This is a genomic window from Streptomyces sp. NPDC104096 (assembly GCF_055584385.1).
This window is the reverse complement of the sequence record NZ_JBVJMD010000030.1, coordinates 49,137-71,518: the sequence shown is the minus strand read 5'-3', so window position 1 is coordinate 71,518 and position 22,382 is coordinate 49,137. Positions and strand designations below refer to the sequence as shown.

The window sequence follows — 22,382 nt, the reverse complement described above, 5'->3', positions numbered from 1 at the left end:
GGAGACTCAGTCATGGCCAACACCGAGACCACGCTCAAAGAGGCGCTCTCGTCCATCGAGGGCGCGACCGGAGTCGCGCTCGTCGACTACACCAGCGGAATGGCGCTGGGCACGATGGGCGGCAGCAAGGGCTTCGACCTGAACGTCGCGGCCGCCGGCAACACCGACGTCGTACGCGCCAAGATGCGCACGATGGAACATCTGGGCCTCAAGGCCCAGATCGAGGACATCCTGATCACCCTGTCCGACCAGTACCACCTGATCCGGCTGATCAGCGGACGCGGGGGCAACGGTCTGTTCATGTATCTGGTGCTGGACGCCAAGCGCGCCAATCTGGCGATGGCCCGCCACCAGTTGAAGAAGATCGAGGAGGACCTCGAAGTCTGATCCCGGGCGTCCGGACCGGACCTCCCGAGTCCGGTCCTCCCGATCCGGACGTCCGGGCCCTTGTGAACGACCGGCTACACCAGCACCGCGGTGTGGCGCCGTGCCCCGCCCGGGGCCGCGTCGCCCGCCGCGATGCCGGTGCCGCGGTAGCCCTTGACGGCCGGGCCCGCCGGACGTCCGCCCCGCGCGTCGAGCCAGTCGACCCGCACCCACAGCAGCATGTCCTCGGCCCGTTCGCGCCGTCCGAGCCAGGCGGCCTTCAGCCGCAGCCCGACACCGGCGCCGACCAGCAGCAGTCCGCCGGCGGCGGGCACCGCGAGGGAGCTGCCCAGCGCGGCCACGAAGGCCAGCAGCAGCCACCAGCGGTGGGCGCGGCGCCAGTTCCGCACGGTCACCGCACGGTCCTGGAGCACGTCGTGCCGGCCGGCCCGGGCGGCACCGCGGGCGAGGGCGCCGTAACGCTTGCGCCGGCCGTACGACACCACGGCGGCCGCGACGAGGAACAGCGCCGCCCCCGCCATGACCCCGATCCGGCGGCCGGTGAAGCCCGGCACCAGGACACCGACACCCGCCGCGAACACTCCGGCGCCGCACAGCGGCGCCGCTCCGGCCCGCACCACGACGGCCACCCGGGCCAGCCCCTGGCCTCCGCGCCCCTGACTTCCGCGTGCCACGTCAACGCCTCCTCGCCACCGGCACAGTCCTGCAAGTGCGGACACGCTAGCGAGCGAACGTGAGACGAATCTGAGAGCACCGGCCGGCGGCCCCGGCCCGTGGCTCACTCGACGAACAGCCCCCGCGCCGCCGCCCGCGCGTCGAACTCCTCCAGGCGGGTCTGCGCGTCGGGCAGGTCGTCGCACATGGCCTCCAGCAGCACCCGTCCGAGCAGCATCGGCGCGCACGCGGTGTCGAAGGCGAGCCCGGTGCCGACCGCCGCGGGCAGCAGCAGGTCGGAGACCTTGGCCACGGGCGCGAACGCGGAGTCGGCGACGGTCACCACGGTCAGCCCGGCCTCCTTCGCGTAGGCGAGGGTGTCCAGGACCTCACGGGGGTGCCGCGGCAGCGCGAAGCAGAGCAGGGTCGTGGCCCCGGCCCGTACGGCGGCGTCGATCCGGTCGTGGATCATCGTGCCGCCCTCGTGGACCAGCCGTACGTCCGGGTGGACCTTGGCGGCGAAGTACGCGAAGCCGTAGGCCTGGGACGCGGCGGCCCGCAGCCCGAGCACCGGCAGCGGGCGGCTGGCGGCGAGCAGCCGGCCCGCCCGCTGCACCGGCCGCGGGTCCGCGAGCACCTCCGCGAGGTGCCGCAGGTTCTCGATCTCCGCCTCGACGGCCTGCTGGTACTCGTTGTACGCCCGCGAGCCCGCCGGCTGTTCCGCCGGCGCGACCTCGCGCAGATGACGGCGCAGGGCGGGGTAGCCGTCGAAGCCGAGGGCCACGGCGAAGCGGGTGACGGAGGGCTGGCTGACCCCGGCCAGTTCGGCGAGCTCCACGCTGGACAGGAACGGCACGTCGGCGGCCCGCCGCACCATGCTGTGCGCGATGCGCCGCTGGGTCGGCGTCAGCCGGTGCCCCTCGAAGAGCGCCTGCAGCCGTGCGGCGGGGCTGTCGGGTCCGCCGGTGTCCCTGTCCGCGCTCGTGTCCGCGGTCATCACTCGCTCTCCCTCCAGATCTGCGTGAACCGGTCGAGCAGCCGGGCCGCGGCCGTCACGTCCCGGGTGAGCGGCCGGTCCGCCATGTCCTCGTCGAGCACCGACTCGGCGATCGCCAGCGCCCGGCCCACCGGGAGCCCCGGTCCGGGCCGCAGGTCGCGCAGCCTCAACGCCCGCACCGCGGCGACCAGTTCGCAGCCCACGACGAGACGGTACGCGTCGCAGGCACGCAGTGTCTGGCGGGCGGCGAGCGAGGCGAAGCTCGCCTGCTCCTCGACGCCCCGGGAGAGCACGGCGTGGCCGAGCGAGGCGGGCGCCGAGCAGGCGCGCAGCTCACCGAGGGCGGCCCCGGCCGCGTACTCCAGGATCATCACCCCGGACGAGGCGGGCTCCTGGTCGGCGAGGAAGGGCTTGAGCCGGGTGAAGGCGGGCTCGTTGAGGCTGGACAGCCGGGACGTCGACAGCCGGGCCACCTGGGTCACCGCCAGCCGGAAGTGGTCGAGCGCGAGGACGAGCTGGGCCATGTAGAAGCCGCCGTGGTGGTAGGCGGCCATGCCGTCGGGGGAGATGAGGGGGTTCTCCGCGGCCGCGTTGAGCTCGATCGCGAGCACCTCCTCCAGCGCGTCCGCCGCGTCCTGCGCGGGTCCGTGGATCTGCGGCAGGCAGCGGAAGCCGTACGGGTCCTGGATCCGGCCGAGCGGAGGCGTCGGCCGGTCCTCGGCGCCGATCAGCTCCCGCATCCGGCGGGCGACCTCGCCCGTTCCCCGGTGCGGGCGGGCCGCGTGCACGGGGGCGGCGTACGCCTCGTGGGAGCCGTCGACCGCGAGCAGGGACAGCCCGGCGACCACCTGGGTGGCCTCGATCAGCCCGCGCAGCTCGTGCAGGGCGAGCGCCGACTGGCCGAGGGTGAGGGCGTTGCTGCTGATCAGGGCCAGTGCGTCGTTGTTGTCGAGGGGTTGTGGGGCGGGTGCGCCCGGGCCGCGCCACGGGTGTTCCCCGGCGAGGGCCAGCCCGAGCTGGGCCAGCGGTGCGATGTCGCCGGTGCCGACCGAGCCGAACTCGTTGACGACCGGGTGGGCGCCGCTCTCCAGCGCCTCGCACAGGGCCGTGACGACGCCGGGGCGCAGTCCGGCGCCGCCCGCCAGCAGCTGGTTGACCCGTACGGCGAGCATCGCCCGCACCTGCCGGGCCGGCAGTTCCTCGCCTATGGCGCCGGCGTGGCTGCGCAGCAGGCGCATGCCGTGTCCGGCGGCGGCCTCGGTGGGCACGGTCTCGTTCCGGTTCGCGCCGACGCCGGTGGAGCGGCCGTACACCCGGCCGGTCGCCGCGATCTGCCGGGCGGCGTCCCAGGCCTCCTCGGCCCGCCGCATCGCCTCGCCCGCCGGAACGGGCCGCGCGCTCCCGTCGGCGAGGCGGACGACGTCGTCGACGCCGAGGCCGCTCCCGTCGAGGACCACGAGGTCCGGGGGCCCTGGGCGCGCCGCATGCACGTCCGGCACGTCCGGTGCGCCCGGCACGTCCACGGTCCGAGACGACATAGGACCCGAGCTCCCCTCCACCCTCGATCCGGACTTCGACCTATTCAGACATCAAGAACTCTGCATGACGATATACAGCCGAGCAAGGTGCGTCTCATGATCCGGCTCGACGGCCGCACCCGGCCCCGGACCGGGGCACGGCCCCGACCCCGGGGCACGGGTGCGGCCCCGGGGGGAAGACGGGGGCTACCCCCAGTGCGCCGGGGCCGCCCGCTGCCTAGCGTGAACCCCATGACGGGAATGGAGACGATCATGGACGCGCGGGACGCCGACCTCAAGAGGGAACTCGACGCCACCCTGCACGCCCGCAGGGAACTGGGCGAGGAGTACGAGTCCGCACTGGTCGACTCCTTCCTGGAGAAGGTCGACCAGCGCATCGACGGCGCGGTCGAGCGACGGGTGCGCCGTCATCTGGCCGAGGCGCAGATGACGGCGGCCCGCAACTCCCGTGCCCCCAGGGCCACCGACTCGTGGGGCGAGCGCTTCGGCTTCGGCATCGTCTCGCTGGTGCTGGCGGTCCCGCTGTCCGCGATCGGCGCGGGCACCGCGCATCTGCCCGGCCTGATCGTGTCCTGGGTCGGCATCGTCGGCGTCAACGCGGTCCAGGCCGTCCGCTCCAACCCCGGCCTCTTCGGCCGTCGCCGGCCGTCCCGGGACAGCGACTGGGAGGACTGACCGGAACGCGGGCTCGCCCACGGAAGAGGCGGGGATCCCGGGTCGGCACCCGGACGGAAAAGGCTGTACGCGGGGACCGCCGCACCCCCGTTGCCGGGGGGCGGGACGACGGCGGTCCCCGCGAGGGACGCGGGCCGGGTCAGGCCGGGCGTTCGCGTCCATGGCGTCCGTGGAGGTCCGGGAGCCGCTCCGGAGGTCCGTGACGCCGTTTTGGTGCCGGCCGGGGCGGGGAGCCGCTCCCGCCCTGCCGACACCCCCTAATGTGCCGGACTCGTGTTAAGCGTGTGCTGCATGCACGTGACACGCTCGTACCACTTCCGCGAAGTCCACCTTCTCGGCGAGCCCACGAAAGTCCTCCGCGAATCCCGGCTGTTCACCGCAGGTTCCACGCCAGGGCGTGGTTCGCCCTAGTTCCCGCCCTTGGCGAGGAAGGACAGCAGGTCCTGACGGCTGACCACACCGGTCGGCTTGCCCTCGACGAGCACGATCGCCGCGTCCGCGCCGCCCAGGACGGACATCAGGTCCCCGACCGGCTCGCCGGAGCCGACCTGCGGCAGCGGGGCGGACATGTGCTTCTCCAGCGGGTCATCCAGCGAGGCGCGCTGGGTGAACAGCGCGTCGAGCAGTTCCCGCTCCACCACGGACCCCACGACCTCGGCGGCCATGACGTCCGGGTGACCGGCGCCCGGCTTCACGATCGGCATCTGCGAGACGCCGTACTCGCGCAGCACCTCGATGGCCTCGCCCACGGTCTCGTCGGGGTGCATGTGGACGAGGGAGGGGATGGTGCCGCCCGCCTTGTGGCTGAGCACGTCGGCGACCCGGGCGCTCGGGCCGGTGTCCTCCAGGAAGCCGTAGTCGGCCATCCACTCGTCGTTGAAGATCTTGCTGAGGTAGCCGCGCCCGCTGTCGGGGAGCAGGACGACCACGACGTCGTCCGGGCCGAGCCGCTCGGCGACGCGCAGCGCGGCGACCACGGCCATACCGCAGGAGCCGCCCACCAGCAGGCCCTCCTCCTTGGCCAGCCGACGGGTCATCTGGAAGGAGTCCTTGTCGGACACGGCGACGATCTCGTCGGCGACGCTCCGGTCGTAGGCGGTCGGCCAGAAGTCCTCACCGACGCCCTCGACGAGGTACGGACGCCCGGAGCCGCCGGAGTACACGGACCCCTCGGGGTCGGCGCCGATCACCTGGACCCGGCCGTCACTGGCGTCCTTGAGGTAGCGCCCGGTGCCGGAGATGGTGCCGCCGGTGCCCACGCCCGCCACGAAGTGGGTGATCCGCCCCTCCGTCTGCTCCCACAGCTCGGGGCCGGTCGAGTGATAGTGGGAGAGCGGGTTGTTGGGGTTGGAGTACTGGTCGGGCTTCCAGGCGCCCGGCGTCTCGCGCACCAGACGGTCGGAGACGTTGTAGTACGAGTCCGGGTGCTCGGGGTCCACGGCGGTCGGGCACACGACCACCTCGGCGCCGTACGCGCGCAGCACGTTGATCTTGTCCGTGGACACCTTGTCGGGGCACACGAAGATGCACTTGTACCCCTTCTGCTGCGCCACGATCGCGAGCCCCACGCCGGTGTTGCCGCTGGTGGGCTCGACGATGGTGCCGCCGGGCTTGAGCTCGCCGCTCTTCTCCGCCGCCTCGATCATGCGCAGGGCGATGCGGTCCTTCACGGATCCGCCCGGGTTGAAGTACTCCACCTTGGCCAGGACGGTCGCCTGGATGCCCTCGGTCACGTTGTTGAGCCTCACCAGCGGGGTATTGCCGACGAGGCTGATCATCGAGTCGTGGAATTGCACCGTTGTCTCCGGTCGATTGCAACAGATGTGGTCGAAGTGGTTCCGCCAGCCTACGGCTCGGCGCAGACGTTCACGCCTGGTTGCGATTGGCCGACGGTCCGTACGGGGCAAGGAGTGGTTGTACGGCTACGAGGAGGTGGCGGCGACACATGACGAGCATGTCGAGGGCGCGGGTGGCCCGCCGTATCGCGGCCGGGGCCGCGTACGGCGGTGGCGGCATCGGTCTGGCCGGTGCCGCGGCCGTCGGTCTGCTGCTGGCGGAGGTCCAGCTCGCCCGGCGCCAGGTGGGCAACGGGGAGCGCCCCCGCGTACCGAGCGCGGAGGGCCGCTACGGCCATGTCTACGACGTCCCCGGCGAGGCACCCCTGTTCCTGACCCTGCTGGGCGACTCCACGGCCGCGGGCCAGGGCGTCCACCGGGCCGGCCAGACACCGGGCGCGCTGCTCGCCGCCGGGCTGTCGGCCGTCGCGGAACGTCCGGTGGTGCTGCGCAACGTGGCGATGCCCGGCGCCCAGTCGGACGACCTGGACCGCCAGGTCGGGCTCGTCCTCGCGGGGCCGGACCAGGTCCCCGACATCTGCGTGCTCATGATCGGCGCGAACGACGTGACCCACCGGATGCCGCCGACCCGTTCGGTGCGTCACCTCTCCGCGGCGGTACGGCGGCTGCGCACGGCCGGCGCGGAGGTGGTCGTCGGCACCTGCCCGGACCTGGGCACGATCGAGCCGGTGCAGCAGCCGCTGCGCTGGGTGGCCCGGCGCGCCTCCCGCCAGCTCGCGGCGGCGCAGACGATCGGGACGGTCGAGCAGGGGGGCCGGACGGTGTCGCTGGGCGACCTGCTGGGCCCCGAGTTCGCGGCGAACCCGCGCGAGCTCTTCGGCCCCGACAACTACCACCCCTCCGCGGAGGGGTACGCCACGGCCGCGATGGCGCTGCTGCCGACGGTCTGTGCCGCGCTGGGGCTGTGGCCCGCGGAGGAGGAGCGTCCCGACGCCTCCCGCCGCGAGGGCTTCCTGCCGGTGGCCCGCGCCGCGGCCGAGGCCGCGGCCGAGGCCGGTACGGAGGTCACGGCCGCGATGCCGACGGGTCCGCGGGGCCCCTGGGCCCTGCTCAAGCGCCGCCGGCGGCGGCGCGTCCCGGAGACCGCCCCGGCCCCCGTCGACGCCCCCGACCGCCCACGGGCGCCCCTCGGCGACCCCGGGTGACCCCAACGGGAAAGCAAGCGCTTGGAAACTGCGGCCAGGGTCACATGGCAACCCGCGTGACCTGAACCATACGTACGGGTAACTTCCCAGACAGTCCGCCTTGCCGTACCCGTCTCTGGAGCCGTGATGCCCGAAGCCGTCATCGTCTCGACCGCCCGCTCCCCCATCGGCCGCGCTTTCAAGGGCTCGCTGAAGGACCTGCGCCCGGACGACCTCACCGCCACGATCATCCAGGCGGCCCTCGCCAAGGTTCCGGAGCTGGACCCCCGGGACATCGACGACCTGATGCTCGGCTGCGGTCTGCCCGGCGGCGAGCAGGGCAACAACCTCGGCCGTATCGTCGCCGTCCAGATGGGCATGGACCACCTGCCCGGCTGCACGATCACCCGTTACTGCTCCTCGTCCCTCCAGACGAGCCGCATGGCGCTGCACGCGATCAAGGCCGGCGAGGGCGACGTCTTCATCTCGGCCGGTGTCGAGATGGTCTCCCGGTTCGCGAAGGGCAACTCCGACAGCCTGCCGGACACGCACAACCCCTTCTTCGCCGACGCCGAGGCCCGCACCGAGGCCGTCGCCCAGCAGGAGGGCACGACCTGGCACGACCCGCGCGAGGACGGCATCGTCCCGGACGCGTACATCTCGATGGGCCAGACCGCGGAGAACCTCGCCCGCTGGAAGGGCGTCACCCGCCAGGACATGGACGAGTTCGGCGTCCGGTCGCAGAACCTCGCCGAGGAAGCCATCAAGAACGGCTTCTGGGAGCGCGAGATCACCCCGGTGACGCTCCCCGACGGCACGGTCGTCAGCAAGGACGACGGCCCGCGCGCGGGCGTCACCCTGGAGGCCGTCCAGGGCCTCAAGCCGGTCTTCCGCCCCGACGGCCTGGTCACCGCCGGCAACTGCTGCCCGCTCAACGACGGCGCCGCCGCGCTCGTCATCATGTCCGACACCAAGGCCCGCGAGCTCGGCCTGACCCCGCTCGCCCGCATCGTCTCCACCGGCGTCTCGGGCCTGTCCCCCGAGATCATGGGCCTGGGTCCGGTCGAGGCCTCCAACCAGGCGCTGCGCCGGGCCGGGCTGACCTCCGCCGACATCGACCTGGTCGAGATCAACGAGGCGTTCGCCGCCCAGGTGATCCCCTCCTACCGCGACCTCGGCTTCGACCTCGACAAGGTCAACGTCAACGGCGGCGCCATCGCCGTGGGCCACCCCTTCGGCATGACCGGCGCCCGGATCACCGGCACGCTGATCAACTCCCTCCAGTTCCACGACAAGCAGTTCGGCCTGGAGACGATGTGCGTCGGCGGCGGCCAGGGCATGGCCATGGTCATCGAGCGCCTCAGCTGACACCGCACCCGGCGCACGCCCGGCCGCCGGCCGGCGCGCGCCGGATCGTGCGCCGGAACACACGCCACGAGCGGCTCTCGGCAAGCTGTCGGTAGCCGCCGTCGGACCCAGCGTCACGCATCGGCCCAGAACCCGGAAACCGCCCGGGTTCTGGGCCGTTTTGTGATCCAATCTCACCCAGGATGTGACCTACCTCGCTCAGGTCGGGCATCTCCGCAGGTCAGAGCCGCTTCGCCAGGAAACCTCAGGAGTAGATTCCTGCCCCTTTCGTGACGTTACGCACTGACAGCTGGATGGTCCGCCCTTCAAGCTGAGGTAGGAAGTCGGGGGTCGACTTTGAACCGGGAGTACGTCAGTGAGCGCCATGCCGATCGCCCTGCTGCTCACCACGGTCGCCACTGGCGCCGTGGGCGTCGCCGTCCTGCGCACCCTCATGGTGCTGCGCCGGCAGGTGGCGGCCCTGCACACCGAGATCGCGCAGGGCAACGCGGCCGCCGCGCGGGGTCTGGTCCCCGCCGCCCGTCACGCCGCCGACGCCGACGAGATACGCGCGGCCGTCGCCGATGCGCTCGCCGAGGAACGGGAGCGCGAACTGGCCGAGGCGCGCGCCTTCTGGGCCGCCCAGGAGGCCCGGGACGGCTCCGACACCCCCTCCCTGCTGGGCCTGCCGGACAGCGAGCTGTTCCTGCCCCGGCAGAGCGACTTCGCGGGCCTGGAGTCCCTCGAACCGGTGGCCGAGCCGGGCGCCGACGCGGACGAGTTCGCCGGGGAGTCCCCCGAACTGGCCGCGGCCCGCCGCAGGCACCCCTCGCACCCCGACTTCGTACCGGTCCAGTCCCCGGTGGTGAACGACCACGAGCGCACGGTCGCCGCCCTGGAGGAACTGGCCTCCTCCGGCGTCGAACTGACGGACGTCCGCCCGGGCCCGCTGGGCACCCTCGACGTCTACGTGTTCGCCGACGGCACGACCCTGTGCATGACGCCGGGGCACCGCGAGACCGCGGAGCGCCTGGCCGCCGCGCTGCGCGCGGGCGTGGTCCCGGTCCTGCTCGGCGGCTCGGGCATCTCGGGCGCCTACACCCTGACCTTCGCCTGCGGCGAGGAGACCGTCTACATCCTGGCGGACCGCGTCATAGCGTCCCTCTGAGGAACCCCCTCCGAGGGACCGTCACACCCCCGCCCGGATCTGCGCCTCCTCCACCAGCCCCACCGCTTCGGCGACTTCGGCCTCGCTGCGCAGCACGACCGCCAGATCGTGCCCGGCGACGGTGATCTGATCGGCGACGGCGAACATCCCGGCGTCCGGCATCTCCCGCGGCTCGGTGCCCGGTTCCTCCACGCTCTGGGTGCGCCGGGCGAACTCGCGGGCCAGTCCCAGCGCCGCGGCGGCGGCGCTGCGCTGCAACCGGCTCTGGGGCGCGGCCCGCAGAAGGTCGGCGAAGTGATCCACGGCACGGGTCAGGGGCGTCGTATCAACCACGTCGCGAGACTACGCGCCGTACCGGCACTGTTGCCAACACGCCGACGCTCAGGCACGGTGACGTGAAGGACCGGCTTACACCCCATTGCGTCCGGAGGCGCCGATGTCCCACGTCCTCTCCGAGGAGACCCATCGCAACATGCTCGCCCGCATCCCCCACTGCACCGGTCGTGAAGTCTCCGACTGGCTGCGCACCGTCGACGAAGGCCCGTCCCTCTTCCGCTTCGAGGAGAAGGTCAGCTGGCTGCGTCACGAGTACGACCTGGCGTACGGGCACGCCAAGGCGATCATCCACGAGTACGACCTGAGGAGGGCCGCGCGCAAGCTGCTCTAGGGACGCGAACGACAGGCCCTGGAGCAGGTCCCGGCCGCGCAATCACGCAGGACACGACGAAGGGCCCCGGGCGAACCCGGGGCCCTTCCACGTCCGGCCGCGACGTCGCGTCGCGGCCGGACGGCCGCTAGTCGTTGCTGTTGAGGATCGCGATGAGCCGCAGGAACTCCATGTAGATCCACACCAGCGTCATCGTCAGGCCGAAGGCGGCCAGCCAGGACTCCTCGCGCGGGGCGCCGTAGGCGATGCCGTCCTCGACCTGCTTGAAGTCGATGGCGAGGAAGCAGGCGCCGAGGATGACGCCGATGATGCCGAACATGATGCCGAGGCCGCCGCTGCGGAAGCCGAGGCCGTCACCGCCGCCGAAGACCGCGAACAGCAGGTTCACCGTCATCAGCAGGACGAAGCCGAGCGCGGCCGCCATCACGAAGCCGTAGAAGCGGCGGTTGACGCGGATCCAGCCCGCCTTGTAGGCGACCAGCACGCCGGCGAAGACCGCCATCGTGCCGAGCACGGCCTGCATGGCCGCACCGCTGGCGATGCGGTTGTCGACGATGCTGGAGATGACCCCGAGGAAGACACCCTCGAGACCCGCGTAGGTCAGGATGAGGGCCGGCGACGGCTTGCGCTTGAAGGACTGCACGAACGCCAGCACCATCGCCACCACCGCGGCGGCGATCCCGATGCCGTACGAGCGGTTGATGTTGGCGTTGTCGACCGGCAGCAGCGCCCAGGAGAGCGCGGCCGTCACGATCAGCAGGCCGAGGGTGCTGGCGGTGCGCAGGACGACGTCGTCCATCGTCATCCGGCCGGTGGTGGCCGGGGCCTGCGGCGCGCCGTACTGAAGGTCCTGCTGGGCGTACGGGTTCTGCGCGTAGGGGTTGCCGGACGGCTGGGCGTACGGATTGCCCTGCGCGTACGGGTTCGCCTGCGTGCCGACTGCTGGTCCCCCGGCCTGCGGCGCGGTGTTGAAGCCCGCGTAGCCGTTGTCGCGGCTGAACCCCCGTCGCGAGAAGACCGGGTTTCTGCTCCTCATTTCACTCCTCCATGGCCACTCTGCGTGGGCCTTGGGCTCAAGAGTAATAGGTAGGCAAAGGATTGACCCTAGTGCTTGGGGAGGATCTTTCCCTCGTCGTGCTGCGCAACACGCTACGCGGGTCCTTGATTCCCAGGGGTGGAGGGCCGCATTCATGACCAAGCTGCGACACGCCCGGAACCGGTCGGAGATCAGCCGTTCCGCGGACCGGGGCGTTCACCCGAACGGGAAACCGGTGTAGCCCTCGGCGAGGTCGGTCTCCGCCGCGCGCGACCCGGCTATCCGCTCCAGCCGGGCCAGTTGGAGGCGGTCCTCGAAGGGGGTGGTGCCGGGGACGCGGTGCAGCATCGTGGTCATGTCGTAGGAGAACCGCTCGGCCTGCCAGACCCGGCGCAGACAGGTGGCGGAGTAGGCGTCGAGGAGTTCCTCCGATCCGGTCTCCTTGCGGTGGGTCAGGGCCCGCGCGAAGGTGACCACGTCGCCGACGGCGAGGTTCAGCCCCTTGGCCCCGGTCGGCGGCACGATGTGGGCGGCGTCCCCGGCGAGGAAGAGCCGGCCGTGCCGCATGGGCTCGTGGACGTAGGAGCGCATGGGGGTGACGGACTTCTGGGTGACCGGGCCGCGCTCCAGGCGCCAGCCGTCCGCCGTCTCGAAGCGCCGCTCCAGTTCGTCCCAGATCTCCTCGTCGCCCCACTCCTCGGCGTCGGTGCCGGCCGGGACCTGGAGGTAGAGCCGGGAGACGGACGGGGAGCGCATGGACAGCAGGGCGAAGCCTCGGTCGTGGCGGGCGTAGACGAGCTCGTCGTGGGAGGGGGCGACGTCGGCGAGGATGCCGAGCCAGCCGAAGGGGTACGTCCGCTCGAACACCTGGGTGAGCTCGGCCGGGATCGCCTTCCTGGCGACCCCCCAGAAGCCGTCGCAGCCGACGACGTAGTCGCACTCCAGGACGTCCTCGACGCCCTCGTGCCGGAAGCGGACGCGCGGGCTGTCGGTGCCGGCGCCCTCGACCGCGAGGGCCTCCGCCTCGAACAGCAGCGGGCCGCCGTCCCGGAGCCGGAGGGCGATGAGGTCCTTGCAGACCTCGGTCTGGGCGTAGACCGTCACCGAGCGGCCGCCGGTGAGGGCGGGGAAGTCCACCCGGTGACGCCGCCTGGCGAACCGCAGTTCGATGCCGTCGTGCGGCAGGCCCTCGCGGTCCATGCGTTCCCCGGCGCCGGCCGCGCGCAGCACGTCCACCGTCCCCTGTTCCAGGATCCCGGCCCGCTGCCGCTGTTCGACGTAGGCCCGGTCGCGGCTCTCCAGGACGACCGAGTCGATGCCGGCGTTGTGCAGCAGTCGGGCGAGGAGGAGGCCGGCCGGGCCGGCGCCGATGATCCCGACGGTGGTGCGCATCGGACGTTCCCTTCGGTCTGTTCGCCTGACGATCTGTTCGCCTGGTGAATTTTTCTTCACCTCGTGCGCCTGTGAGTCTGCGCGCGCGGAGAGCCGCTGTCAACGGTCGTACGGGGAGACCGGCCTCGGTGCGGACGGCAAGGGAGGCGGTCGACGTCGGAGATGCCCGGAACCGGACTTGAACCGGTACGCCCGCGAGGGGCAGCGAGGTTTAAGCTCGCCGTGTCTGCGTTCCACCATCCGGGCAGGCCATGGCTCCGCGTCGAGACCCCGAGCCTATCGGGGCGCACACCCCGAACAGCCGCTGGGTGAACCGATGTTGTCTTATTTTATTGATGGCTGAGGGATCATCAGCCTAGGGAACTGGCCGTCCGCACTTGCCAATAGCCTCGCGTGCGCTGCCCGGGCGTGTACGCGGAATGACGGAATTTCACCGCCCGAACAAGGGTGCCCCACCCGTTATCCACGTCAGCGCCGTCAGGGTCGGCCGTCATCCCCAGGTATGACACCGCGCGGTGTGGTCCGCCCGAAGTCTGCCCCCGGAACCGGAACAGCGGCTGACTCCGCCGCGCCCGGCGGCCAGGACGATGGTGTACATCCCCAGAACCCGGATCCGGATCCCCGGAACCCGGCACCCCGGAGCACCGTCTTCCCCGCAAGGAGCACCCTTCCCGTGACCACCACCCCCGTCGCCGGCCGGAGCACCGCCGTGGCAGCGCGCGCCACGGAGCTGTCGAAGATCTACGGACAGGGCGAGACCCAGGTGGTCGCCCTCGACCGGGTCTCCGTCGACTTCCGGCAGGCCGAGTTCACCGCGATCATGGGGCCGTCCGGCTCCGGCAAGTCCACCCTGATGCACTGCGTGGCCGGTCTGGACACCTTCAGCAGCGGCTCCGTGCGCATCGGCGAGACCGAGCTGGGTTCCCTGAAGGACAAGCAGCTCACCAAGTTGCGGCGGGACAAGATCGGCTTCATCTTCCAGGCGTTCAACCTGCTGCCGACGCTGTCGGCGCTGGAGAACATCACGCTCCCGATGGACATCGCCGGCCGCAGGCCGGACAAGGAGTGGCTGGACTCGGTGATCCGGATGGTGGGGCTCTCCGACCGGCTCGGCCACCGGCCCTCCCAGCTCTCCGGCGGGCAGCAGCAGCGGGTCGCCGTCGCCCGCGCGCTGGCCTCCCGGCCGGACATCGTCTTCGGCGACGAGCCGACCGGCAACCTCGACTCGCGCTCCGGCGCCGAGGTGCTGGGCTTCCTGCGCAACTCGGTGCGTGAGATGGGGCAGACGGTGGTGATGGTGACCCACGACCCGGTGGCGGCGGCGTACGCGGACCGGGTGGTGTTCCTGGCGGACGGACGGATCGTCGACGAGGTGTACGAGCCCACCGCGGACTCGGTGCTCGACCTCATGCGGAACCTCCCCGGCAAGAGCCGCCGAAGCGCCGGCTCCGACAGCGAGGGCCGGGCGAGCTGACTCCGGCCACGGCCTCCCGACGCTCCCCGACCCTCGTACCCCTGGACTGAGACAACCCATGTTCCGTACCGCCTTGCGCAACGTACTCGCGCACAAGGCCCGGCTCCTGATGACCGTGCTCGCCGTGATGCTCGGCGTGGCGTTCGTGTCGGGGACCCTGGTCTTCACCAACACCCTCTCCAACGCCTTGCAGAAGAGCTCCGCCAAGGGCTTCGACCGGGTCGACGTGGCCGTGCAGCCCAAGCGGCAGAAGGGTGACGGCGACACGGTCGGCAGGACGCCCGAGCTGACCCAGGCGCTGCTCGACACCAGCGCGCGGGTGCCGGGCGCCGCGTCCGCGGTCGGCGTCGTCAACGGCTTCACCGCGATCGCCGACAAGGACGGCAAGCTCATCGGCGGCGGCTTCCAGTCGCAGGGCGGGAACTACTGGGGGACCGAGGACCCCCGGTACCCGCTCGTCGACGGCCGCGTCCCGAGCGGCGAGGGCGAGGTCCTCATCGACTCCGCGACCGCGGAGCGGGCCGGCTACCGGGTCGGCGACACCGTCCGCATCTCGGTCGACGGCCCGGTGCTGACCCCGAAGATCACCGGCGTCTTCACCACCGACGACGGCAACGTCGCGGCCGGCGGCAGCCTCGCCCTGTTCGACACGGCGACCGCCCAGCGGCTGTTCGGCAAGCCCGGCACGTACGACGAGATCGACGTGAGCGCGAAGACCGGCACCAGCCAGTCGGCGCTGGCGGCCGAGCTGGACAAGGCGCTGCCCGCGGACCGCGCCGAGACCGTCACCGGCGAGAAGCTCGCCGCCGACCAGGCCGAGATGATCAACGCGTCGATGAGCGGGCTGAAGCAGGGGCTGCTGGTGTTCGCCGGCATCGCGCTGTTCGTCGGCACCTTCATCATCGCCAACACCTTCACCATGCTGGTCGCCCAGCGCACCAAGGAACTGGCCCTGCTGCGCGCCGTCGGCGCCTCCCGCCGCCAGGTCACCCGGTCGGTGCTGATCGAGGCGTTCGTGGTCGGCACGGTGGCCGGGGTGACCGGGCTGGTCGCGGGCATCGGCATCGGGGCCGGGCTGCGCTCGCTGCTGGGCGCGCTCGGCGCGACCGTCCCCGACGGGCCGCTGGTCGTCTCCCCCGACACCGTCGTCGCGGCCCTCGTGGTCGGCGTGGTCATCACCATGCTCGCCGCCTGGCTGCCGGGCCGCCGGGCCGCGAAGATCCCGCCGGTCGCCGCGATGAGCAGCCTGCACGCGAAGGCGACCACCCGGTCGCTGGTGCTGCGCAACACGATCGGCGCGCTGTTCTCGGCCGCGGGCGTCGCGGTGGTCCTGGCGGCCACGACGATGAGCGGCTCGGACGGCCAGGCCCCGATGGGACTCGGCGCGGTACTCCTGATCATCGGCGTGTTCGTGCTGACGCCGCTGCTGTCGCGGCCGCTGATCGCGGCCACGGCCCCGGCGCTGCGCGCGTTCGGGGTGGCGGGCAAGCTGGCCCGGCAGAACTCGGTGCGCAACCCGCGCCGTACGGCGGCCACGGCCTCCGCGCTGATGATCGGGCTGACCCTCATCACCGGGATGACGGTCGTGGCGGGCAGCCTCCAGCACTCGATCGACAGGATGGCGGCCGCCGCGATCAAGGCCGACTACGTGGTGTCGATGGCCAACGGCAACTTCCTCTCCACGGACGTCGACAAGAAGCTGAAGGCGACCGCGGGGGTGACCGCCACCAGCCCGCTGCGCAACGCGCCCTCGCGCATCGACGGCATGTCCGAGTACCTGACCGGCGTCGACGGCTCCGCCATCGGCCGACTGACCGCGCTGACGCTGGACAGCGGCGCGTTCGAGGTCGACGGCGCCCGGGTCGTCGTCGACGACCGTACGGCCGGGTCGCACCACTGGAAGGCGGGGTCGTCCTTCACCGTCAACTACGAGGACGGCAAGCAGCAGCAGCTCACCGTGGCCGGCGTCTACGAGGCCAACGAGATGATGCGCGGCATCATGCTCGACAACGCCACGCTCGCCCCGCACCAGGAGCACGTGACCGACATGCAGGTCATGGTGAAGACGTCCGGCGGCCCCTCCGACGCCACCAAGGACAAGCTGGAGAAGGCGCTCGGCTCCAACCCGGGCATCAGGGTGCAGAGCAAGCAGGACATCTCCAACAGCATCGCCAGCATGTTCACGCTGGTGCTGAACATGCTCTACGGCCTGCTCGCCATGGCGGTGATCGTCGCCGTCCTCGGTGTCGTCAACACCCTGGCCATGTCGGTCTTCGAGCGTTCCCAGGAGATCGGGATGCTGCGCGCGATCGGCCTCGACCGCCGCAACATCAAGCGGATGGTCCGCCTGGAGTCCCTGGTGATCTCCCTGTTCGGCGGGGTGCTCGGCATCGGTCTGGGCGTGTTCTTCGGCTGGGCGGCCGGTGAGCTGCTGGGCGCGAGGATGACGACGTACGAGCTGGTCCTGCCGTGGGCGCGGATGGCGCTGTTCCTGCTGCTGGCCGCGACGGTCGGCGTCCTGGCGGCACTGTGGCCGGCCCGGCGGGCGGCCCGGCTGAACATGCTGACGGCCATCAAGTCCGAGTAGCCGTCCCGGCACGTGGCAGGGGCCCCGTCCGGCTCGGACGGGGCCCCTGGCGTGTCCGGCTCAGTTCCAGGTGCGGGCCCTGGCCGGCATCCCCGAGGCGCCGGACTCGGGGGTGCGTACCGCCAGGACCTGGTTGACGCCGATGTGGTTGCGTTCGAAGGACACCGCGGAGGCGGCCATGTAGAGGCGCCAGACACGGGCCCGGCCCGCACCGGTCAGCTGTACGGCCCGGGTCCAGTCGGCCTCCAGGTTGGTGACCCACTCGCGCAGGGTGAGGGCGTAGTGCTCGCGGATCGACTCGACGTCCCGCACCTCGAAACCGGCCCGTTCCAGCTGGGTGACGGTGGTGCCGATCGGGGCGAGCTCGCCGCCCGGGAACACGTAGGCGTCGATGAACTCGTCCACCTCGTAGGCCGATTCGTCGGAGTGCGGGCGCCGGGCGATCTGGTGGTTGAGGAGCCGTCCACCGGGCCGGAGCAGGGCGTGCAGGCTCCGGGCGTACTCCAGATAGCGTTCGGCGCCGACGTGTTCGGCCATGCCGATGGAGGAGATCGCCTCGTAGGGACCGTCGCGGACGTCCCGGTAGTCCTGGACCCGGATCTCCACCAGGTCCGTCAGCCCCTCGTCGGCGACGCGTTTACGGGCGTACGTGGCCTGCTCCTGGGAGAGGGTGACGCCGACGGCCCGCACCCCGTGCTCGCGGGCCGCGTGCACGGCCATGGAGCCCCAGCCGCAGCCGACGTCGAGCAGGCGCATCCCCGGCTTCAGGCCGAGCTTGCGGCAGACGAGTTCGAGCTTGTCGCGCTGGGCGTCCTCGAGCGTGCCGCCGTCGTCCCAGTAGGCGCACGAGTAGACCATCGACGGGCCGAGGACCAGCTCGTAGAAGTCGTTGCCGACGTCGTAGTGGTGGCTGATGGCGCTGCGGTCGGTGCGCCGGGTGTGCAGATGACCGCGGGGCCTGCGGATCTCCTCCCGGGGCGGGGCGGGCGGCAGCGGGGGTCCGGCGAGCCTGACCAGGCCGCGGACCGCGGCGCGCACGTCGGGGTCGCGCAGGGCCTGGGCGAGGGTCCTGGTGTCGTCGCCGCGCTCCCAGAACAGGCCCGAGAGCAGCACCAGGGCGGTGTACAGGTCGCCCTCGACGTCCAGGTCCCCCGCGACCCAGGCGCGGGCCAGGCCCAGCTCACCGGGCTTCCAGAGCAGTCGGCGCAGTGCGCGCCGGTTGCGCACGATCAGTGTCGGCGTGCCCGGCGGGCCCGCCTGCGAACCGTCCCAGGCGCGAACGCGCACCGGAAGCGGTACTCCCAGCAACTGTCCGAAGAGGCTCTCCAGCCGCAGCGCGGCGTCAGCCATGGCGCACACCTCCATGAAGGAATCGGCCCACCGGGTCGCTCAGAGCAACGATCGTGCACCATCGCGTCATTCCCGGGCGGTCACCATGCCGGTCCCCACGGATGGCGGTACGGGAACCTCCGCACCGGATCCGGACATGCCGAAGGGGCCGCCCGCACCACGGATGGCGGACGGCCCCTTCGGGGTGGATCAGTGACCGGAGGTCAGGCCTTCGCCTCGGTCTTCTCCGACTTCGGCGCGGCGGCCACCGGGGCCGGCTTGGCGGCCTCGTAGAACTCCTCGCGCGGGGTCTCCAGCGCGCCGAGCGCGACGACCTCGCGCTTGAGGAACATCGCGAGCGTCCAGTCGGCGAAGACACGGATCTTGCGGTTCCAGGTCGGCATGGCCATACCGTGGTAGCCACGGTGCATGTACCAGGCGAGACGGCCCTTGAGCTTGATCTTCATCTTGCCCATGACGATCATCGCGACGCCCTTGTGGAGGCCGAGGCCCGCCACCGCGCCCTTGTTGGAGTGGGCGTACTCCTTCTGCGGGAAGCCGCGCATACCGGCCACCACGTTGTCGCCGAGGACCTTCGCCTGACGCAGCGCGTGCTGGGCGTTCGGCGGGCACCAGGCGTTCTCCACACCGGCCTTGCGGGCGGCCATGTCCGGCACCTGGGCGTTGTCGCCCGCGGCCCAGATGTAGTCGGTGCCCTGGACCTGGAGGGTGGGCGCGCAGTCGACGTGACCGCGCGGGCCCAGCGGCAGGCCGTAACGGGACAGCGCCGGGTTCGGCTTGACGCCGGCCGTCCACACGATCGTGTTGGAGTCGACCTCGAGGCCGTTCTTCAGCACCACGTGGCCGTCGACGCAGGAGTCCATGGAGGTGGAGAGGTAGATCTCGACCCCGCGGCCCTCCAGGTGCTCCTTGCCGTACTGGCCGAGCTTGGGGCCGACCTCGGGAAGGATCTTGTCGGCGGCGTCGACGAGGACGAAGCGCATGTCCTCGCGGGACACCGTCTTGTAGTACTTGGCCGCGTCGCGGGCCATGTCCTCGACCTCACCGATGGTCTCCGCGCCGGCGAAGCCGCCGCCGATGAAGACGAAGGTGAGCGCCTTGCGGCGGATCTCCTCGTCGGTGGTGGAGTCGGCCTTGTCGAGCTGCTCGAGGACGTGGTTGCGCAGGCCGATGGCCTCCTCGACGCCCTTCATGCCGATGCCCTGTTCGGCCAGGCCGGGGATCGGGAAGGTGCGGGAGACCGCGCCGAGGGCGACGACCAGGTAGTCGAAGGGCAGCTCGTACGCCTCGCCGACCAGCGGGGCGATCGTGGCGACCTTGCGGTCCTGGTCGATGGTGGTGACCCGGCCGGTGAGGACCTCCGCCTTGGGCAGCACGCGTCGCAGCGGGACGACGACGTGGCGCGGGGAGATGCTGCCGGCGGCGGTTTCGGGGAGGAAGGGCTGGTAGGTCATGTACGACCGGGGGTCGACGACCGTGACGGTCGCCTCGCCGTAGCGCATCTTCTTCTGGATACGCCGAGCTGCGTACAGGCCTACGTACCCACCGCCTACTACGAGGATCCTGGGACGCTCCGTGGTGCTCATGGCATCGAGTATCCACCCGCCCCCGGGGGGTCGCTCGTGCGCCCCTTCACAAGCTCTGACAGGGGGTGTGTTATCCTCCGCGGCCCGAGTGATCCACATCATGGCGCGGAGCGGGAACCCGTGTATCCCAAAGGGCGTTGTCAATGCCGCGTGAGCTGCCTCTCCTGGCCGCAAGAGGCTCTGTGAGGACCTCGGAGGAAGCGCGCCCGACATCTCCGCGAAACGTCCCCGCACGCCTCTTTTGAACATGTTCACACAGACGTCGGAGCCCCGGAAGGGCCAACCGACCCCGTTCCGTACCCCGACAGGGCCGAATTCCTTGTGAAGAACTTCACGAAGGTTTCCGGCGGGGGGTGACGGAGGGGCCCGCGAGGACCCCTCCGCCGCGCTCAAACGCGCTTCCTGCCTGCTCAGCAGAGTGCGAGCCGGACTCCGCGAGCGGCTACGCGATCGACCAGGCGATGCCGTCGAGGATGTCGTGCTCGCTCACCACGACCTCCTCGGCCCCGATCCGCTCCATGATCGCGAGCAGTACGAGGGCGCCCGCCCCGATCACGTCGACCCGGCCCGGGTGCATCGAGGGGATCGCCGCGCGCTCGGCGTGGGAGGAGCGCAGCAGCCGGTCGGTGATCTCGCGGACCCGGTCGTGGGAGACCCGGGAGTGGTGGATGGCCGCCGAGTCGTACGCGGGCAGGTCCTGCGCGATCGCCGACACGGTGGTGACGGAGCCGGCCAGGCCGACGAGGGTGTGCGCCCGGCGCAGCGGGACGGTCCGCTCGGCGAGGTCGAGGGCCGCCTCGATGTCGGCCCGCATCGCGGCGATCTGACCGGCCGTCGGCGGGTCGGTGATCTCGCCGTCCACGACCAGGTGCCGTTCGGTCATCCGTACGCAGCCGACGTCGACCGAGCGCGCGGCGCCCACGTGCTCGTCGCCGACGACGAACTCGGTCGAGCCGCCGCCGATGTCCACCACCAGGTAGGGCCGGTCCAGGTCCGCACGGCCCGTCAGTTCCCTGGTGGCGCCGGTGAAGGAGAACTCGGCCTCCTGGTCGCCGGAGATGACCTCGGGCTCGACGCCGAGGATGTCCAGCACCCCGCGGACGAACTCGTCCCGGTTCTCCGCGTCCCGGGAGGCGGAGGTGGCGACGAAGCGGATCCGCTCGGCGCCGAACTCCTTGATGACGTCCGCGTATTCACGGCAGGCGGCGAAGGTGCGCGCCAGCGCCTCGGGGGCGAGCCGGCCGGTGCGGTCCACGCCCTGGCCGAGCCGGACGATGGTCATCCGCCGGTCCAGGTCGACCAGTTCACCCGTCCCAAAGTCGGCGTCGGCCACCAGCAGCCGGATGGAGTTCGTACCGCAGTCGATCGCCGCCACCCGGGTCACTGGTCGCCCTCCCCGGACTCCACGCCCTCCGCGGGCTTCCCGCACTCCCCGGCCGGGACGACGCAGGCGCCCTTGCGCCACCACTCCGGCAGCATCGCGAGCGCCTCGTCGCCGAGCGGGTTCACCCCCGGCCCGGCCGCCAGCGAGTGCGCGACCAAAACGTGCAGGCACTTCACCCGGTCCGGCATGCCGCCCGCGCTCGGGAAGCCCGTCAGCTCCTCGATCTCGTCCCGGCGGCGGATGTAGTCCTCGTGCGCGCCGCGGTAGGCGGCGGCCAGCTCGGGGTCGGTCGCCAGCCGGTCGGTCATCTCCTTCATCACGCCGTTCGCCTCCAGCGTGCCGATCGCGGAGTTCGCCTTCGGGCACGTCAGGTAGTAGAGCGTCGGGAAGGGCGTGCCGTCGGGCAGCCGGGGGGCCGTCTCCACGACGTCCGGCTGCCCGCAGGGGCACCGGTGCGCGATGGCGCGCAGCCCGCGCGGCGGCCGCCCGAGCTGCTGCTTGAAGGCCTCGACGTCCGCGTCGGTGGGCTCGGTGCGCTCAGTGTGCGGCGGGGGCGTTTGCATGCGTGTCTTTCTGTCCGTTCACTGGTCGGAGGCGTCGGACTTGTCGACTCCGTCCCAGACGTTCGAGTACCAGGGGCGGCGCGCCGCCCCGCGGGCGGCCCGCGACTGCTTGACCGCGTCCGGGTCGATCACCACATAGCCGGTCTCGCCGGGCATCACGTAGTGCAGCCGCTGCCGGATCTGCTGCTCGGCGTACGCGTCGTCCTGCCAGCGGGCCTTGAGGTCGCGCAGTTCCTCCACGCGCTCCCTGGCCTGCTCCTTCTGCCGCTCCATGTCGGCGATCTCGGCGCGCTGCGAGACGTACTGCCTTATGGGGTAGGCGAGGGCCACGACCAGCGAGCACAGCACGAGGGCGAGCAGCGCGGCCCGTCCGGTGAGCCGGGAGCGGCGGGCCTGCCGTCTGGTCTGGGAGCGGTAGACCCGGGCCGCGGTCTGCTCGCCGAGCACCCGCAGCCTGGTCGCGGTGGAGAAACGGTCCCGGTCCTTCACGGCCATCTGGCTCTCCGCCTCCCCTTCGCGCCCGTCGTCACACGCGCCGTCACACGCGTACGTCCCCGGACACGGTACGGGACCGAGTACGGGGACGTACGTACGACT

At 71.6% G+C, this 22,382-nt stretch carries 20 protein-coding genes and 1 tRNA gene; 8 read left to right on the top strand and 13 right to left on the bottom strand.

The genetic code is table 11. The annotated features are described in order from the left end of the window. Nucleotides 1-12 precede the first annotated feature (12 nt). Entirely contained in the window at nucleotides 13-387 is a 375-nt protein-coding gene (locus ACZ60B_RS26965; RefSeq protein ID WP_450663252.1) for a roadblock/LC7 domain-containing protein, read from the top strand. 74 nt (nucleotides 388-461) lie between these two features. On the opposite strand, the gene ACZ60B_RS26960 is transcribed toward ACZ60B_RS26965, so the two are convergent. The 3 genes from ACZ60B_RS26960 to ACZ60B_RS26950 form a co-directional block, all read right to left on the bottom strand. After that, nucleotides 462-1,061: a hypothetical protein gene (locus ACZ60B_RS26960; protein ID WP_469391225.1), complete on the bottom strand. Its 600-nt coding sequence runs from the start codon at nucleotides 1,059-1,061 to the stop codon at nucleotides 462-464. A gap of 104 nt (nucleotides 1,062-1,165) precedes the next feature. Further along, entirely contained in the window at nucleotides 1,166-2,038 is an 873-nt protein-coding gene (locus ACZ60B_RS26955; RefSeq protein ID WP_469391223.1) for a MurR/RpiR family transcriptional regulator, read from the bottom strand. Continuing rightward, a complete protein-coding gene (locus ACZ60B_RS26950; RefSeq protein WP_469391221.1) occupies nucleotides 2,038-3,576 on the bottom strand; it encodes an aromatic amino acid ammonia-lyase in 1,539 nt (512 codons plus the stop codon). Before ACZ60B_RS26950 ends, ACZ60B_RS26955 begins: the two co-directional genes overlap by 1 nt. A gap of 252 nt (nucleotides 3,577-3,828) precedes the next feature. Between ACZ60B_RS26950 and ACZ60B_RS26945 the strand changes: the two genes are divergently transcribed. Further along, a complete protein-coding gene (locus ACZ60B_RS26945) occupies nucleotides 3,829-4,251 on the top strand; it encodes a hypothetical protein (protein ID WP_469391281.1) in 423 nt (140 codons plus the stop codon). Nucleotides 4,252-4,658: 407 nt separating this feature from the next. Here the strand turns inward: ACZ60B_RS26945 and ACZ60B_RS26940 are convergent, their stop codons facing one another. After that, entirely contained in the window at nucleotides 4,659-6,047 is a 1,389-nt protein-coding gene (locus tag ACZ60B_RS26940) for a cystathionine beta-synthase (protein WP_469391218.1), read from the bottom strand. A 149-nt stretch (nucleotides 6,048-6,196) separates the two neighbouring features. On the opposite strand from ACZ60B_RS26940, the gene ACZ60B_RS26935 reads away from it, so the two are divergent. The 3 genes from ACZ60B_RS26935 to ACZ60B_RS26925 all read left to right on the top strand — a co-directional run bounded on the left by ACZ60B_RS26935 (nucleotide 6,197) and on the right by ACZ60B_RS26925 (nucleotide 9,746). Next, on the top strand, nucleotides 6,197-7,252 hold the full coding sequence (locus ACZ60B_RS26935; protein ID WP_469391216.1) for an SGNH/GDSL hydrolase family protein: 1,056 nt from the start codon (nucleotides 6,197-6,199) through the stop codon (nucleotides 7,250-7,252). Between the two features lie 126 nt (nucleotides 7,253-7,378). Then, nucleotides 7,379-8,599, top strand: coding sequence for an acetyl-CoA C-acetyltransferase (locus tag ACZ60B_RS26930; RefSeq protein ID WP_469391214.1), 1,221 nt, complete (start codon nucleotides 7,379-7,381; stop codon nucleotides 8,597-8,599). 364 nt (nucleotides 8,600-8,963) lie between these two features. After that, entirely contained in the window at nucleotides 8,964-9,746 is a 783-nt protein-coding gene (locus ACZ60B_RS26925; RefSeq protein ID WP_469391279.1) for a hypothetical protein, read from the top strand. 21 nt (nucleotides 9,747-9,767) lie between these two features. On the opposite strand, the gene ACZ60B_RS26920 is transcribed toward ACZ60B_RS26925, so the two are convergent. Further along, complete coding sequence (locus tag ACZ60B_RS26920) at nucleotides 9,768-10,079, bottom strand: hypothetical protein (RefSeq protein WP_469391212.1); 312 nt, start codon at nucleotides 10,077-10,079, stop codon at nucleotides 9,768-9,770. Between the two features lie 103 nt (nucleotides 10,080-10,182). On the opposite strand from ACZ60B_RS26920, the gene ACZ60B_RS26915 reads away from it, so the two are divergent. Next, nucleotides 10,183-10,413: a DUF4287 domain-containing protein gene (locus tag ACZ60B_RS26915; RefSeq protein ID WP_450663244.1), complete on the top strand. Its 231-nt coding sequence runs from the start codon at nucleotides 10,183-10,185 to the stop codon at nucleotides 10,411-10,413. Nucleotides 10,414-10,540: 127 nt separating this feature from the next. Here ACZ60B_RS26915 and ACZ60B_RS26910 read toward each other — a convergent pair whose 3' ends face one another. From ACZ60B_RS26910 to ACZ60B_RS26900, 3 genes are all read right to left on the bottom strand, one after another. Then, nucleotides 10,541-11,449 (bottom strand): Bax inhibitor-1/YccA family protein, encoded by a 909-nt coding sequence (locus ACZ60B_RS26910; protein WP_469391209.1) that lies wholly within the window; start codon nucleotides 11,447-11,449, stop codon nucleotides 10,541-10,543. Nucleotides 11,450-11,665: 216 nt separating this feature from the next. Beyond that, on the bottom strand, nucleotides 11,666-12,841 hold the full coding sequence (locus tag ACZ60B_RS26905; protein ID WP_469391207.1) for a 4-hydroxybenzoate 3-monooxygenase: 1,176 nt from the start codon (nucleotides 12,839-12,841) through the stop codon (nucleotides 11,666-11,668). 163 nt (nucleotides 12,842-13,004) lie between these two features. Then, nucleotides 13,005-13,087 (bottom strand) — tRNA-Leu (locus ACZ60B_RS26900). 427 nt (nucleotides 13,088-13,514) lie between these two features. Here ACZ60B_RS26900 and ACZ60B_RS26895 point away from each other — a divergent pair. Both ACZ60B_RS26895 and ACZ60B_RS26890 read left to right on the top strand, forming a co-directional pair. Further along, the gene (locus ACZ60B_RS26895) at nucleotides 13,515-14,315 is read left to right on the top strand and encodes an ABC transporter ATP-binding protein (RefSeq protein WP_469391205.1); all 801 of its coding nucleotides are present in this window, start codon (nucleotides 13,515-13,517) and stop codon (nucleotides 14,313-14,315) included. A gap of 58 nt (nucleotides 14,316-14,373) precedes the next feature. Further along, nucleotides 14,374-16,902, top strand: coding sequence for an ABC transporter permease (locus ACZ60B_RS26890; protein ID WP_469391203.1), 2,529 nt, complete (start codon nucleotides 14,374-14,376; stop codon nucleotides 16,900-16,902). Between the two features lie 60 nt (nucleotides 16,903-16,962). Here the strand turns inward: ACZ60B_RS26890 and ACZ60B_RS26885 are convergent, their stop codons facing one another. From ACZ60B_RS26885 to ACZ60B_RS26865, 5 genes are all read right to left on the bottom strand, one after another. Next, complete coding sequence (locus ACZ60B_RS26885) at nucleotides 16,963-18,252, bottom strand: class I SAM-dependent methyltransferase (RefSeq protein WP_469391201.1); 1,290 nt, start codon at nucleotides 18,250-18,252, stop codon at nucleotides 16,963-16,965. 203 nt (nucleotides 18,253-18,455) lie between these two features. Continuing rightward, nucleotides 18,456-19,838: an NAD(P)/FAD-dependent oxidoreductase gene (locus ACZ60B_RS26880; RefSeq protein ID WP_469391199.1), complete on the bottom strand. Its 1,383-nt coding sequence runs from the start codon at nucleotides 19,836-19,838 to the stop codon at nucleotides 18,456-18,458. A gap of 442 nt (nucleotides 19,839-20,280) precedes the next feature. After that, nucleotides 20,281-21,222 (bottom strand): Ppx/GppA phosphatase family protein, encoded by a 942-nt coding sequence (locus tag ACZ60B_RS26875; protein ID WP_469391197.1) that lies wholly within the window; start codon nucleotides 21,220-21,222, stop codon nucleotides 20,281-20,283. Further along, nucleotides 21,219-21,785, bottom strand: coding sequence for a DUF501 domain-containing protein (locus tag ACZ60B_RS26870; protein WP_469391195.1), 567 nt, complete (start codon nucleotides 21,783-21,785; stop codon nucleotides 21,219-21,221). Before ACZ60B_RS26870 ends, ACZ60B_RS26875 begins: the two co-directional genes overlap by 4 nt. A gap of 18 nt (nucleotides 21,786-21,803) precedes the next feature. Further along, nucleotides 21,804-22,280: an FtsB family cell division protein gene (locus ACZ60B_RS26865; protein WP_469391193.1), complete on the bottom strand. Its 477-nt coding sequence runs from the start codon at nucleotides 22,278-22,280 to the stop codon at nucleotides 21,804-21,806. Nucleotides 22,281-22,382: the final 102 nt, after the last annotated feature.